The organism is Streptomyces daliensis, from assembly GCF_054782395.1.
Map to the genome: position 1 here is coordinate 402,652 of NZ_BAAGSO010000088.1, position 13,862 is coordinate 416,513.

Below are 13,862 nucleotides of genomic sequence, written 5' to 3' on the forward strand. Positions count from 1 at the left end.
GAGCGGATGATGACCTCCACCAGCGAAGGCCGCCCGGCGAGGGCCCCGATCGTCGCGGGCGGGCACACCCGGATCCGTCCGTTCAACACCCGCGACACCTATCCCGAGCAGAACCTCGACAACGACCTGTGCCAGGCCGTCGTCGCGGGCGACACGGTGTACGTCAGGGGCCAGATCGGCCAGGACCTCGACACCAGCGAGTCCGTCGGCATCGGTGACGCAGAGGCGCAGGCCGAGCGGGCCATGGCGAACATCAGCATGCTGCTCGAAGAGGCGGGCAGCCGGATGGAGCACCTGGTCAAGCTGACCATCTATCTCGTCGACCCCCGCTACCGGGAGGCGGTCTACCGCACCGTGGGCCGCTGGACCAAGGGCGTCCACCCGATCTCCACCGGTCTTGTGGTGTCGGCCTTGGCACGTCCGGAGTGGCTGTGCGAGATCGACGCCGTGGCCGTGCTCCCCAAGGAGGACCGGGCATGACGTTCTCCCTGGTGGTACGGGACGGCGAACGGTTCGGCATCGCGGCCAGCTCGTCGAGCCCGGCGGTCGCGGCGCGAGTCGTCCATCTGCGGCCCGGAACCGGCGCGGCCACGTCGCAGAACATCACCGACCCCACGCTCGGCACCGATCTGCTCGACGGACTGGCGGACCACGGCGACGCGCGCCGGGCCCTCGCGGACGTCACCGGCGCGGAGCGGAATGCCAAGACCATCGCCTACCGCCAGCTCACCGCGCTCGGCCGGTCCGGGCCGGGCCACGCCTACAGCGGACCGCGGACGCTGGGCACACACGCCTCGGCCACGGCGGACGGCGCCGTGGCGGCGGGCAACATGCTCTCCGGCGAGCACATCCCCGGCGTCCTCCTCGACGCCTACGCCGCCGCCACGGGGGAGCTGGAAGAGCGGCTGGTGACCGCGATGAAGGCCGCCGTCGCGGCGGGCGGCGAGGAGGGCCCGGTGTACTCGGCGGGGCTGGCGGTCGTCGCGGACGTGGGCTGGCGGGTGACCGACCTGCGGGTGGACTGGGCCGAGGACCCCCTGGACCGGCTCGGCGAACTCCTCGACGTGTGGCTGCCGCAGCGGGACGACTATGTCCGGCGCGGGCTCGACCCCGCGTCCTCCCCCTCGTACGGCGTCCCGGGAGACCTGTGATGAGCGCGCTGAAGGAGGCGGCACGGCAGGCGATCGCCCGCCGGGCAGCGGAGCTGACCGGCCTCTCCGAGGGGCTGCACGCCGACCCGGAGACCGCCTGGGAGGAGCACCGGGCGGCGGCGCGCGTACCGGAACTGCTGGACCGCGCCGGATTCGACGTCACCTCGTCCTATCTGGGCCTGGACACCGCGTTCCGCGCCCGGTTCGGCAGCGGGCCCGTCCGGATCGCGCTGTGCGCCGAGTACGACGCGTTGCCGGGGCTGGGGCACGCGTGCGGGCACAACCTCATCGCGGCGAGCGCGGTCGGCGCCGCGCTCGGCCTGGCCGCCGTCGCCGACGACGCCGGACTCACCGTGGAGGTCTACGGCACCCCGGCCGAGGAGGGCGGCGGCGGCAAGATCGAGATGCTGGAGCGCGGTGCCTTCGCCGGGGCCGACCTCGCGATGATGGTGCACCCGGCGCCGGTCGACGTCGCCGAGGCCCGCCCGTTCGCGGTCAGCCACTCCAAGGTCTCCTACACCGGGAGGTCGGCGCACGCCGCCGCCTACCCCGAGTCCGGGGTCAACGCCGCCGACGCCTTCACCGTGGCCCAGGTCGCCATCGGGCTGCTGCGCCAGCAACTGCCGTCCTCGGCGAGGGTGCACGGCGTGGTGACCCACGCGGGGGACGCGCCGAACGCCATCCCGGAACGGTCGTCGGGGCGCTGGTACGTCAGGGCCGAGACGCTCGCCGAACTGGCCGAGCTGGAGCCGCGCGTCATGCGGGCCTTCGAGGCGGGGGCACTCGCCACCGGCTGCGACCTGGTGATCGAGCCGGAGAGCAAGCCGTACGCGGAGTTCCGCACGGACGAGACCGCGCTCGGGCACTACCGGGCGAACGCCCTCGCCCTGGGACGTGAGTTCGCGCCGCCCGGCCAGGCGGCGCGGATGAACCGCGCCTCCACCGACATGGGCAACGTCTCGCAGGTGGTGCCCGCCATCCACCCCTACATCGGCATCGGCTCCCTGCCCGCCACCAACCACCAGCACGAGTTCGCCGCGTACTGCGTGGGCGGGACGGCCCAGCGTGCCCTGCTCGACGGGGCGACCGCGCTGGCCTGGACCGGCGTGGACCGGAGCGGCGTGGATCCGGGCGGCGACGTGGGCCCGGGCGGCGACGTGGGCCCGGGCGGCGACGTGGGCCCCGGCGCGTCGGCCGGTCGGCGCGCGCACTGAGGACACGGCGGCCGACGGCACCCGCACAGCTCCGGCCACTCCACCCATCCCCACAAGGAGGCGCGTATGCCCACCCGTAAGAGCGGCGCCACGACGACTGCCGAGGCCGAGCCCGAGGCCGGGACCGAGCCTGGGACCGAGGCGGCCGTCGACGCGGTCGCCCTGCGCAGGAACGTCGCCGCGGGCGCCATCGGCGTGTTCGTCCACTGGTTCGACTGGGCCGCCTACGCCTATCTCGCCGGTACCGTCGCGACCGTCTTCTTCCCGGCCGAGGACAGCACGAGCGGGCTGCTCGCCGTGTTCGGCGTGTTCGCCGTCTCGTTCGGCATCCGGCCCATCGGAGCCCTGGTCTTCGGACCGCTCGGCGACAGAATCGGCCGCAAACGCACCCTGTCCCTGGTCATCTTCACGATGTCCGGCGCCACCCTGGCCATCGGCCTGCTCCCCGGCTACGCGTCGATAGGGATCGCGGCGCCCGTACTCCTGGTGGTCCTGCGCCTGGTCCAGGGCTTCGCGGCGGGCGGCGAGTTCGGCAGCGCGGCCAGCTTCCTCGCCGAGAGCGCGCCCCGGCGCCGTCGCGGGTTCGGCGTGAGCTGGCTGGAGGTCGGCTCCCTGGTCGGCTTCCTCGCCGGGTCCTTCGTCTTCCTGCTGCTGTCCACCGGGCTCGACGAGCAGCAGCTCACCTCCTGGGGCTGGCGTGTTCCCTTCCTCGTCGCCGGGCCGCTCGGCGTCATCGGCTTCATCATCCGCAACAAGATCGAGGACACGCCGGAGTACCGGGCGCTCGAAGCCAACGACACCGTCCCGCACAGTCCGGCGCGCGAACTGCTCCGCTCCCACAAGCGGCAGTTGCTCCAGGCGGCCGGCCTGATGGCGGCCATGCACGTCCCCTTCTACGCGGTGCTCACCTACCTCGTCACCTACGAGACCGACCACCTGGGCCACTCGGCCGACAGCGCGGCGCTGCTGTCCACCGTCATCTCCCTGCTGGGCCTGGTGCTCGTGCCGCTGTTCGGCACCCTCTCCGACCGCGTGGGCCGCAAGCCCGTGTTCATCGGAGCGACGGTGGCCCTGCTGCTCGTCTCCACCCCGGCGTTCCTGCTGATGCGGACCGGGCTCGCCGGAACGTGGGCCGCCGGTCTGCTGCTCGGCGTGATCCTGGCGGCGATCCTCGGCACCTACGCGGTGTGGTCGGCCGAGGTCTTCCCCACCCGCACCCGGCAGAGCGGACTGTCCGTCGCCTACAACATCACCGCCGCGCTGTTCGCCGGCACCGTGCCCTATCTGATGACCGTGCTCATCTCCGCGACGGGCAGCACACTGGTGCCAGGACCGTATCTGATGGTGTTCGCCGTGGTCGGCCTCGTCGCGGCCCTGTCCCTGAAGGAGACCGCCGGTTCCGCACTGCTGCGCCCCGAGGACGTGCCCGGCACACCACCCTCCTCACCCTCCTCCGCATAGGGTCGGGCGCGGACACGGTTCATCTGGCACGAAGGTCTCGTATGACGTCACCGTCGGGTTTCACCCTCGTACAGCTCCGCTACTTCCTGGCAGCGGCCGAGCGCGGCTCGATGACGGAGGCGTCGCTGGAACTCCACATCGCGCAGTCGGCCGTGTCCGCCGCCGTGCACAGCCTGGAGCGGGACCTCCAGGTGCAGTTGTTCATCCGCCGCAGGGGCCGGGGGCTGACCCTGACCCCTGCGGGGGAGCGGCTGCGGCAGCAGGCCAGGGACCTGCTGGCCCGCGCCCGCGAGGTCGAGCAGGAGGCGCGAGGGGACGGCGGGACCCTCTCGGGCCCTGTGACCGTCGGCTGCTTCGTGACCCTGGCCCCCTACTACCTGCCGCCCCTGTTCAGCGAGTGCACCGCGCGCTTTCCTGACGTCGAGATCGGCGTGGTCGAGGCGGAGACGGACCAGCTCGTCCAGGCGCTGACAGCGGGACGCGTCGACTTCGCCCTCACCTACGGCCTCGGGCTGACGGCCGAGCAGAACCTGCACACCGAGACGATCGCCATCGCCCCCGCCTACGTCATCGTCGCGGCCGGTCATCCGCTGGCCGCGCGGGGCAGCGTGGAGCTGAGCGAACTGTCCGCTGAACCGCTCGTGCTGCTGGACCTGCCCCACAGCCGCGACTACTTCCACTCGCTGGTGGCCGCCACCGGAACCGCGCCCGACGTCCGCTACCGAACCCAGAGCTATGAGACCGTGCGCTCACTGGTGGCACGCGGGCTCGGGTACTCCGTGCTCAATCAGCGTCCCGCGACGGGCCAGACCTACGGCGGCGGCGAGGTCGCGGAGCTGGAGCTGCGGGACGGCGGGCCCCCGCTCGAAGTCAAGATCGCCTCCGTGGGAGGCATGACCCACACGGCCCGTGCCCGGGCGGTGATGGACCTGCTGCGGGAGACCGCCGCCGGTACCGGCACGGTCTGAGCCGCAACCCCGCCCCTCGCCCCCTCACCGCAGCCGCCCACTGCGGATCCGTTCGCCGCGGACCCCGGTCACTCCGCGGGAAGGGGCACCCCGGCTGGCAGCAGCCCCGCCTTCCGCGCGGCGGCCCAGAACGCGCCCGGTACGGGGTGGGCGAGCATGCGGACGGTGTCCTCGACCTCGTCGGGCGTCCGTGCCCCGACCACGACGCAGGCCACCGAGGGGTGGCCGAAGGGGAACCGGACGGCCGCCGCCTTCGGCGGCACCCCGAAGTCCCGGCAGAGCGCGTGCCACGCGGCTACCCGCCGGGCCAGTGCCTCCGGCCCGGCACCACCGTTTCGTCCGCCCGCATCCCGAACCCCCTCCGTCGGCCGCCGTTCCGTCGGTCACCGGCATTCTCCGCCTCCGGCAGGGCGGACGGGCGGGGCGGCGGGTCACGGCACCGTGGCGGTGCGGCGGAGACGCCCGTCGTGGACCTCGGCGATCCGGTCGGCCGAGGCGAGGTGGGCGCGGTCGTGGGTGACCAGGACGGTCGCGACGGCACGCGCGTGCGTGAGCCGGGCGATCAGGCCGACGACGGCGGCGCCGCGCTCGTGGTCGAGGGCGCTGGTCGGTTCGTCGACGAGGAGCACGGTGGGGTCGTTCATCAGCGCGCGGGCGATGTTGACCCGCTGGCGCTGGCCGCCGGAGAGCTGGTGGGGGCGCCGCCCCGCCTGGTCGGCCAGGCCGACGGTGTCCAGCAGCTCCATGGCCCGCTCGCGGGCGCCGCGCGGCTTCCGCCCGTCGATCCGCGCCATGACCTGGAGCTGTTCGACGGCGGTGAGGGAAGGCAGCAGGTTGGGCTGCTGGAAGACGATGCCGACCGTGCGGCGGCGCAAGGCGGTGAGTTCGGCGCGCGTCATGCCGGTGGTGGGTGTGCCGTCGACGGTGACGGTACCGGCGTCCGGGGCGATGAGGGTGGCGGCGACCGCGAGGAGGCTGGACTTGCCCGACCCCGAGGGCCCGACGACGGCGGTCAGGCTGCCTTCGGGGACATGGAGGGAGACATGGTCGAGCGCGGTCAGGCGGGAGTCGCCGTCCGGGTAGGTGAGGGTGATGTCGCTCAGGTGCAGGCTCATCGGGCGCTCCCCAGCGCGGTCAGCGGGTCGACGGAGGTGATGCGGCGGACGGACAGGGCGGCACCGAGCGCGCCGAGGGCGACCATCACGGCCGCCGGGACGAGGACGGTGGCGGGGGTCAGGAGGAACGGCACCGCGCCACCGGCGAGCAGCGCACCGAGCCCGGCGGCGACGCCCGTGCCGAGCAGGGTGCCCACGGTCAGCAGGACGACGGCCTGGCCGAGCGCGTCCTTGAGCAGGTCGGCGGTCGAGGCGCCCAGCGCTTTGAGGACGGCGATGTCGCCGCTGCGCTGGACGGTCCACACGGTGAAGAAGGCGCCGACGACCAGCGCCGAGATCGCGAACAGGAAACCGCGCATGAGCTGGAGAGAGCCGTTCTCGGAGGTGTAGGAGCCGATCGCGGACAGCGAGTCCTCCTTGGAGACCGTCACGGTGCCCGCCGCCCGGTCGGCGGCCGCGATGTCGGTGCCGGGGGAGGGGTTCAGGGCGATGACGGTGGCGGTCGCCCCGTCCTCACCGTCGGCCTGGCGGGTGGCTTCACGGGTGGCCTGGTGAGTGGGGGGCGCGGTGCTTCGCCAGGTGCCGAGGCTGGTCCACACGACCGGGGTGTGGCTGAAGGAGGCGTCACCGCTCACGGCCGCGACGGTCACCTTGCGCCCGGCGAGCGCGAGGGTGTCGCCCGTCCCGACGCCGAGCTCGTCGGCGGCGGTCGCGGACAGCACCACCGAGCGGTCGTCGATCGCGCCGCCGCCGGGGGAGGGGGCGAGCGCGGAACCGGGCCGGACGCCGAAAGCGGACACCCCGGCGCTCCTCTGCCCGGCGGTGGCCCTCGTGGTGGTGATGCCCAGCGGCTCGGCGCCGCGCACGCCGGGGACCTCGGCCCAGCGCCGCCACTGCTTCTCGGTGACGGCCGAGTTCGCGTACGAAAGCTCCTCGCCCCCGTCGCCGCTTCCGCCCCCGTCCCCGCTTACGCGCTCGCCCGGCGCGCCGAAAGCGATCCGGCTCGCGGGCAGCCCCGTGATCGCGGAGACGTTCTGCTGCCCCAGCCCGGCGGTCAGCCCGGACAGCAGCCCGACCAGCAGGGTGATCAGTACGACGACGGTTCCCATCAGGGCGAAGCGCCCCTTGGCGAACCTCACGTCTCTCCAGGCGACGAACACGGCGTTGACCTGCCATTTCATGGGTGGAAGTGGTACCTCTCCACCGTCGCCGCCGGTGCCCGCGCGGGCATCTGGCGCAGGGCCGCACTTGGCGCGTCGAAAGGGGGCCCGCCGGTTGCAACTTTCGATGGAGGCCGCGCCGGGGACCTTTCCCTAGGGTGGAGGGACTGTGAACACCACCGCCCCCGCCCCGGCCCCCGGCACACCACTGACCCCCACCACACGTGCCTTGACCTGGTGCCTGCACCTGCTGGTCATCGGCCTGCTCGTGCTGGCCGCCGGCCGGGCCGTCGCCGAGGGCGGCGCGCACGCCGGACGGGTCGTCGTCGCGGCCGTCGGATGCGGTCTGGTCTACGCGGTCGGCCCCGTGCTGCCGCGAGTGCGCCGCTCGTGGCGGGCCGCCGCGCTGTGGCTGGCGGCCGTGGGCGCCGCGTGGCTGGTGCTGCTGGCACTCACCGCCGACGGGGTGTGGGTGGCGTTCCCCCTCTACTTCCTCCAGCTCCATCTGCTGCCCCGCCGCGCCGCACCGGCCACCGTGGCGGCCACCGCGGCGGTGGCGATCGCGGGGTTCGCCGCCCACCGGGGCACTATCGGCGCGGCGATGGTGATCGGCCCCGCGCTCGGTGCCGCCGTGGCGGTGGCCGTGGTGTGGGGGTACCAGGCCCTGTACCGGGAGAGCGAGGAGCGCAGGCGCCTGATCGAGCAGCTCACCGCCACCCGCGCCGACCTGGCCAGGGCCCAGCACACGGCCGGTGTGCTGGCCGAGAGGCAGCGCCTGGCCCGCGAGATCCACGACACCCTCGCCCAGGGCCTGTCCAGCATCCAGCTCCTGCTGCGCGCCGCCGAGCGCGCACTGCCACACGCGCCGGAGAGCGCGGGACGCCACGTCGGCCAGGCGCGACGGGCCGCCGTCGACAATCTCGCCGAGGCCCGCCGCTTCGTCGCGGCGCTCGCCCCGCCCGCGCTGGAGGACACCACCCTCGTCGACGCGCTGGAACGGCTGTGCGCGAGCACCGGTGCCGACCACCGGCTCACCGCCCGCTTCCGCCTCGCCGGCGACCCCGTACCGCTGCCGACCGCGCACGAGATCGCGCTGCTGCGCATCGCCCAGTCGGCCCTCGCCAACACGGTCCAGCACGCGGGGGCCACCACTGCGGAGGTCGCCCTCAGCTATCTCGGTGACCACGTCGCCATGGACGTCGCCGACGACGGACACGGCTTCGACCCCCGCCGCCTGCCCGGCGCCCGGGACTACGGGTTCGGGCTGGCCGCCATGCGCGACCGCGCCCACGCCCTCGGCGGCACCCTCACCGTCGAGTCGGTGCCCGGCCACGGCACCGCCCTGGCCGTCCGGCTGCCCCTGCACACGCCCGCCGCCGACCCGATGACCGAGGCCCGCCCGTGACCGAACCCCCCGCCCCGATCCGCCTGCTGCTCGCGGACGACCACCCCGTCGTGCGGGCGGGGCTGCGCGCCGTGCTGGAGACCGAGGAGGGCATCGATGTGGTGGCCGAGGCCGCCACCGCCGAGGAGGCCGTCGTCCGCGCGGCGCGGGGCGGTATCGACGTCGTCCTCATGGACCTCCAGTTCGGCGGCGGAATGAACGGCGCCGAGGCCACCGCGGCCGTCACAGCGCGCCCCGGCGCACCCCGCGTGCTGATCGTCACCACCTACGACACCGACGCCGACACCCTCCCCGCCATCGAAGCGGGTGCCACCGGCTACCTCCTCAAGGACGCGCCGCCGGAGGACCTGGCCGCGGCCGTGCGCAGCGCCGCCGTGGGCCGCACCACGCTGGCACCGGCCGTCGCCGACCGGCTGATGCACCGGCTGCGAGCCCCCGGCACCGCCCTCACCCGGCGCGAGAGCGAGGTGCTCGCGCTCGTCGCCGAGGGCCTGTCCAACCAGGCCGTCGGTGCCCGGCTCCACCTCACGGAGGGCACCGTCAAGTCCCATCTCGTCCGCGTCTACGCCAAGCTGGGCGTCGCCTCCCGCACCGCCGCCGTCGCCGCCGCAACGGAGCTCGGCCTCATCCGGTGACGGGGGGCCGGCGGACCGGTGGTGGCCGCACCGCGAGACCGCATGGCGCCCGACGCCCGAGCCCGCGGGGCCGGTTCGCGGGTCGGTGCGACGGGCCGTGGGCGCGGGCTTCGGCGGCGGACTTCAGCTCGCGCAGCCACGCCTCCAGGCCCTCGCTGAGCATCCGGGTCGCCGTGGGCACGTCGGCCCTGACCCACACCGCACACGGTGCGACCCGCGAGTTCCGCACAGGGCCGCGCCCGCACAGCCTCGCCCCGCACCGCCCCGGCCGTCAGCGCGCCGGGGTGCCGGGGCGGTGCGGGCGCCGGGCTCCTTAGGTGAGTTCGGCGGCCACGAGGGCGGCGGCCCTGGCCACCAGCGGGTTGTCCGTCGGACCCTGCGGGTCGTACTTCGTCGAGAGGATCGAGAGCACCAGCGGGGCACGCCCGGGCGGCTGGACGACGCCCACGTCGTTGGCCACGCCGTACTGCGCGCCACCGCCCGTCTTGTCCGCCAGGATCCAGTCGTCGGGCAGCCCCGCGCGGAAGCGCTCGGTGTTGGTGGTGTTCGCGATCAGCCAGTCCCGCAGCCGTTCCCGGTCCTGGGGCGCGAGCGCGCGGCCGACGAGGAGACGGCCGAAGGTCCTGCCGACGGCCTCCGGGCTGGTGGTGTCCTCGGTCCGCCAGGGCTCGGCGCTGTTCAGGTCCGGCTCCCAGCGGTCGAGGCGGGTCGTGTCGTCCCCGAGGGAGCGGCAGAAGCGGGTGATGGCGGTGGGGCCGCCCAGCTCGCGCAGCAGCAGGTTAGCGGCGCCGTTGTCGCTCTCACTGACGGCCGCCGCGCACAGCTCGGCGCCGGTCATGCCCTGGGCGATGTTCTCCGGCTTCCCGGTGACCGGTATGTAGCCCGAGTCCTTGACGAACTTCTCGGTGTAGTGGATGCGCCGGGCGAGGAACTCGCCGTGCTGGTCCACGTCTCGCAGGACGGCCGCGGCGGTGAGGGCCTTGAACACGGAGCACATCGGGAAGAGTTCGCCGGCGCGGTAGGACACCGTCGCGCCCGAGGCGGTGTCGAGGGCGAAGACGCCCAGCCGAGCGGCGTACTCCTCCTCCAGAGCGTGCAGTTGGCCGGAGAGCTTTCCGCCCGGCGCGGCGGCGGACGCCGTGGTGTGCGCGGCGGGTACCAGGGTGGCCAGGGCCGTTCCCGCGCCGAGGGCTAGGAGCCTGCGGCGGGAGGGGCGGGTTTGTGCGGTGGTGCTGAGACTCACGGTTGTTCTCGTTCCTGTTCCTTGTTGTGTTTCTTTCCTCGTCGGGTGCCGTTCCGGGCGGGTTGAGCGCGTCGTGCGGCACGGCCGGGCCCGGGCCCGGCGGGGGCCCGACGGGATCTTGGCGGGATCTTAGCGGCGGCTTCAGAAGCCGGGGTTCTTCAGGAGCCCAGGTTCTTGAGGAACCGGGCCGCCACGGGCCCGGCGTCTGAGCCGCCGGATCCGCCGTCCTCCAGGAGCACGGCCCAGGCCAGGTCGTCCCCGCCCTGGTAGCCGATCATCCAGGCGTGGGTACGGGGCGGGTCCTCGGTGCCGAACTCGGCCGTGCCGGTCTTGGCGTGCGGCTCTCCCGGCAGGCCCTTGAGGGCGTGGCCAGAACCCGACGTCACCGTCGAGCGCATCAACGAGCGGAGGTCGGCGATCACTTCGGGGCTGAGGTTCTCTGGCGCCCGGTACTTCTCGCGCACCCCGTCCGGCACCAGCACCGGCTGGGCGAACGTGCCCTTCTTGACGGTGGCCGCGAGGGAGGCCATCACCAGCGGGGATGCCTGCACCCGCGCCTGGCCGATGACGGCGGCGGCCTTGTCGTTGTCGCTCGTGTTGACCGGGACCTCGCCGTCGTAGGTGGTGGCGCCCACGTCCCACTCGCCGCCGATGCCGAACGCACGGGCGGTGTCGCGCAGCGCGGAGTCGGCGAGCTTGCCGCGGGCGCCGACGAAGTAGGTGTTGCAGGACCGCGCGAACACCTCCCGGAACGTCGAGCCCTCCGCCAGCGCGAACTCGTCCTGGTTCTCGAAGCGCTGGCCGTCGACGCTGGTGTACTTCGGGCAGGGCGCGGGATCGTCGGGCCGCAGCCCCTGTTCCAGCAGTGCGGCGGTGGTGACGACCTTGAAGGTGGAGCCGGGCGGATAGCGGCCGGTCAGCGCCCGGTTCATGCCGCCGGGCTTGTTGGCGGCGGCCAGTATGTGCCCGTTACTGGGATCGACGGCGACGATCGCCGCCGTCTTCTCCACCCCGGACAGGGCGTCGGCCGCGGCGCGCTGCACCTTCGGATCGATCGTCGTGCGCACCGACCGGCCCTTGCCGCTCTCGCTGTCCTTGCCGCCCTTGTTGCCTTTGTCCCCCTTGCTGCCCTTCGGGCCGGAGAGCGTCCGCACGGCTTCCCCGCTCTGCCGGTCGGCGGCCACCACCGCCTTCCGCGGACCGTCGCCCCCGGCGAGCCGTTCGTCGTAGCGGGACTGGAGTCCGGAGACGCCCTTGCCGCTCTCCGGGTCGACCGTGCCGGTGAGCGAGGCGGCCTCCAGTTCGCCGCCGTCGCGGTCGAGGATCTTCCCCCTGTTGCCCTGGCTGCTGAGCGCGAGTGTCTGGCCCGACCGCAGCTTCGGATGGACCGTCGGCGTCGAGAACAGCACCGTCCACTCCCCGGCCCGCTCGCTCAGCCGTGCCCGGGAGTCCCAGGCGTATGTGCCGACGCCCGGTATGCGCATCGACACCTTGAAGGGCACCCGCACCTCGTCCTCGCCCCGCAGCTCGCCTTCTCCGGTGGTGATCTTCGTCCGGGACGGGTCGAGGTTGGTCGTCACCGACGTCAGAAGCGACTCGGCGGCGTCCGGGCTGTCGGTGTAGGTGCTCGCCTCCTCCGCCTGCCCCTTCTCCCACGCTTGCAGGAACGGCTCCAGACGGTCCGTGGCCTCGGTGACGCGGGGATCGGTGCCCCCGCCGGCGAGGAAGCGATAACCCGCGTAGCCGCCGCCCGCCACGAACACGACGAGGGCGAGGACGCCGAACGCCCACCGTCTGCCCTTACGGCTCCGGCCCTGTGCGGGCGGATAGGGGTCTTCCGGATACGACAACGTGTCCTCCTTCTGTAGGCCGCGGCTCACCGGCATTTCGAATACACACTCGACACCTGAACGATCGGACACGCGTATCAGTGCCCGTCAGAGCCTTGCGGGCCGGGCGGAGCACCGCGGTCGTTCACGGAAACCGCCCTCCCGCGAGCCGCGCTGTGGTGTGGTGGCCTTCCGCGTCCGACCCTTGGGAGGCCGTCATGTCGCGAACACCGCGGGAGATCTTCGAGAGCTACCTCTACGCCGGGACGATCTCCCGGAACGCCGATGCCCTCGCCGAGCAGTTCACCGAGGACGGTGTCTTCGAGGCACCGCTCATGCCCGTCGGCGCCGCCTTCCCCAGGAGGCTGGTGGGGCGTGAGGAGATCCGTCGCGCGATGGCGGCGTACTACGCGCGACAGACCGGGGACGACCGCGCGCCGAACCTTGATAAGTCCGGATATGTACTGCACACCACCTTGGATCCCGACGTGTTCATCGCCGAGATCGACACGGTCTTCGACGGAGACGGGAGGACCGAGGAGGACGTGGCGGTCGCGCTGGTGCAGATCTTCCGCATGCGGGACGGGAAGATCGCCCGGCTGCGCGACTACTTCGCACCCGAGCTGGTGAGCTGACGAGCTGAGAACGTCCGCGCGTCCGTACGTCCGCACAGTGGCCGGAACGTGTGCAGGCGCGGCGGCTCGACGAGCGGTACAACCGTGTCATGGAGGAACAGCGGCTGCCCGGCGGCCGTACCGTGGGCGCGGTGCGCATCGGCGACGCCGTCCACCGCCCCGTACAGCCGTGGACGCCCGCCGTGCACGCGGCGCTGCGCCATCTGGAGGCCGTGGGATTCCGCGGCGCGCCCCGGGTCCTGGGGACGGACGAGCAGGGGCGCGAGATCCTGTCGCATCTCGCGGGCGAGACCGCGGGCGAGGACCTTCCCTGGCCCGCGTGGGTGTACTCGGACGCCGCGCTGACGAGCGTGGGCAGATGGGTCCGTCGGCTGCACGACGCGACGGAATCCTTCGTACCGCCGCCCGAAGCGCGATGGCTCGCCGGACAGACATGGCAGCCTGGCCTGATCATCGGGCACCACGACGCCGCCCCGTGGAACGCGGTGTGGCACGAGGGCGAGCTGGCCGGGTTCTTCGACTGGGACACGGCCGGGCCTTCGTCGCGCGAGTTCGAGCTGGCGTTCGTCGCGCTGACCTGGGTGCCGTTGCACGCCCGTCGATGGGCCGAGCGGACGGGGTTCACCGCGTTCGAGGACCGCCGCCGACGGCTGCACCTGCTGCTCGACGCGTACGGCTACGACGGCGACCGCACGGCGTTCGCCGGCGTGGTGCCCGCGCGGGCCCGTACCAACGCCGCCGTCATCGAGCACCTGGCAGCCGACGGTGACCCGGTCTACACCGCGCTGGAGCCGATGGCCGCGGAACTGCGGCAGGCCGCCGTCGAGGCGGAGGCGTTGCCCGCGTCCTTCTGGGCGTCCGCCGGAGACCAGCCGCATGGATCCGGAGGCCAGCCGCATGGAACCGGAGACTAGCTGTATGGATCACGGGCCGGGCAGGTGAACTGCGGCGGCTCGCGGGGACGTTACGCTGGTGAAGGCTGATCCAACGAGCATCACCAAGCCCGGCGTTCACACCGCCGGGCCCTGTCGCCAGCGGAGGAGAGA

At 73.3% G+C, this 13,862-nt stretch carries 14 protein-coding genes; 9 read left to right on the forward strand and 5 right to left on the reverse strand.

Annotated features, from left to right (window positions below; genetic code table 11):
- The first annotated feature begins 9 nt into the window (after nt 1–9).
- The 5 genes from ACYVOO_RS21185 (at nt 10) to ACYVOO_RS21205 (ending at nt 4,794) form a co-directional block, all read left to right on the forward strand.
- Complete coding sequence (locus tag ACYVOO_RS21185) at nt 10–480, forward strand: RidA family protein (protein WP_461017226.1); 471 nt, start codon at nt 10–12, stop codon at nt 478–480.
- Complete coding sequence (locus tag ACYVOO_RS21190; protein WP_461017227.1) at nt 477–1,151, forward strand: DUF1028 domain-containing protein; 675 nt, start codon at nt 477–479, stop codon at nt 1,149–1,151. Before ACYVOO_RS21185 ends, ACYVOO_RS21190 begins: the two co-directional genes overlap by 4 nt.
- Entirely contained in the window at nt 1,151–2,365 is a 1,215-nt protein-coding gene (locus ACYVOO_RS21195) for a M20 family metallopeptidase (RefSeq protein WP_461017228.1), read from the forward strand. Before ACYVOO_RS21190 ends, ACYVOO_RS21195 begins: the two co-directional genes overlap by 1 nt.
- A 66-nt stretch (nt 2,366–2,431) precedes the next feature.
- Nucleotides 2,432–3,826 carry an MFS transporter gene (locus ACYVOO_RS21200; protein ID WP_461017229.1) on the forward strand — a complete coding sequence of 465 codons (1,395 nt, stop codon included), beginning with the start codon at nt 2,432–2,434 and terminating at the stop codon, nt 3,824–3,826.
- A 41-nt stretch (nt 3,827–3,867) separates the two neighbouring features.
- Nucleotides 3,868–4,794, forward strand: coding sequence for a LysR family transcriptional regulator (locus ACYVOO_RS21205; protein WP_461017230.1), 927 nt, complete (start codon nt 3,868–3,870; stop codon nt 4,792–4,794).
- 68 nt (nt 4,795–4,862) lie between these two features.
- Here ACYVOO_RS21205 and ACYVOO_RS21210 read toward each other — a convergent pair whose 3' ends face one another.
- From ACYVOO_RS21210 to ACYVOO_RS21220, 3 genes are all read right to left on the reverse strand, one after another.
- Nucleotides 4,863–5,105 (reverse strand): aldo/keto reductase, encoded by a 243-nt coding sequence (locus tag ACYVOO_RS21210; RefSeq protein ID WP_461017295.1) that lies wholly within the window; start codon nt 5,103–5,105, stop codon nt 4,863–4,865.
- A 120-nt stretch (nt 5,106–5,225) separates the two neighbouring features.
- On the reverse strand, nt 5,226–5,909 hold the full coding sequence (locus ACYVOO_RS21215) for an ABC transporter ATP-binding protein (RefSeq protein WP_461017231.1): 684 nt from the start codon (nt 5,907–5,909) through the stop codon (nt 5,226–5,228).
- The gene (locus tag ACYVOO_RS21220) at nt 5,906–7,069 is read right to left on the reverse strand and encodes an ABC transporter permease (RefSeq protein ID WP_461017296.1); all 1,164 of its coding nucleotides are present in this window, start codon (nt 7,067–7,069) and stop codon (nt 5,906–5,908) included. The genes ACYVOO_RS21215 and ACYVOO_RS21220 overlap by 4 nt, the downstream gene beginning before the upstream one ends.
- 169 nt (nt 7,070–7,238) lie before the next feature.
- Here ACYVOO_RS21220 and ACYVOO_RS21225 point away from each other — a divergent pair, with 169 nt between their 5' ends.
- Both ACYVOO_RS21225 and ACYVOO_RS21230 read left to right on the forward strand, forming a co-directional pair.
- Nucleotides 7,239–8,474 carry a sensor histidine kinase gene (locus ACYVOO_RS21225; RefSeq protein WP_461017232.1) on the forward strand — a complete coding sequence of 412 codons (1,236 nt, stop codon included), beginning with the start codon at nt 7,239–7,241 and terminating at the stop codon, nt 8,472–8,474.
- Nucleotides 8,471–9,109: a response regulator gene (locus ACYVOO_RS21230; protein ID WP_461017233.1), complete on the forward strand. Its 639-nt coding sequence runs from the start codon at nt 8,471–8,473 to the stop codon at nt 9,107–9,109. The genes ACYVOO_RS21225 and ACYVOO_RS21230 overlap by 4 nt, the downstream gene beginning before the upstream one ends.
- A gap of 313 nt (nt 9,110–9,422) precedes the next feature.
- Here ACYVOO_RS21230 and bla read toward each other — a convergent pair whose 3' ends face one another.
- Complete coding sequence (gene bla, locus ACYVOO_RS21235) at nt 9,423–10,352, reverse strand: class A beta-lactamase (protein WP_461017234.1); 930 nt, start codon at nt 10,350–10,352, stop codon at nt 9,423–9,425.
- Between the two features lie 158 nt (nt 10,353–10,510).
- Nucleotides 10,511–12,202 (reverse strand): penicillin-binding transpeptidase domain-containing protein, encoded by a 1,692-nt coding sequence (locus tag ACYVOO_RS21240; protein WP_461017235.1) that lies wholly within the window; start codon nt 12,200–12,202, stop codon nt 10,511–10,513.
- Between the two features lie 197 nt (nt 12,203–12,399).
- Between ACYVOO_RS21240 and ACYVOO_RS21245 the strand changes: the two genes are divergently transcribed.
- On the forward strand, nt 12,400–12,816 hold the full coding sequence (locus ACYVOO_RS21245; RefSeq protein WP_461017236.1) for a nuclear transport factor 2 family protein: 417 nt from the start codon (nt 12,400–12,402) through the stop codon (nt 12,814–12,816).
- An 89-nt stretch (nt 12,817–12,905) separates the two neighbouring features.
- Entirely contained in the window at nt 12,906–13,730 is an 825-nt protein-coding gene (locus ACYVOO_RS21250; RefSeq protein ID WP_461017237.1) for a phosphotransferase, read from the forward strand.
- The last annotated feature ends 132 nt before the right edge of the window (nt 13,731–13,862 follow it).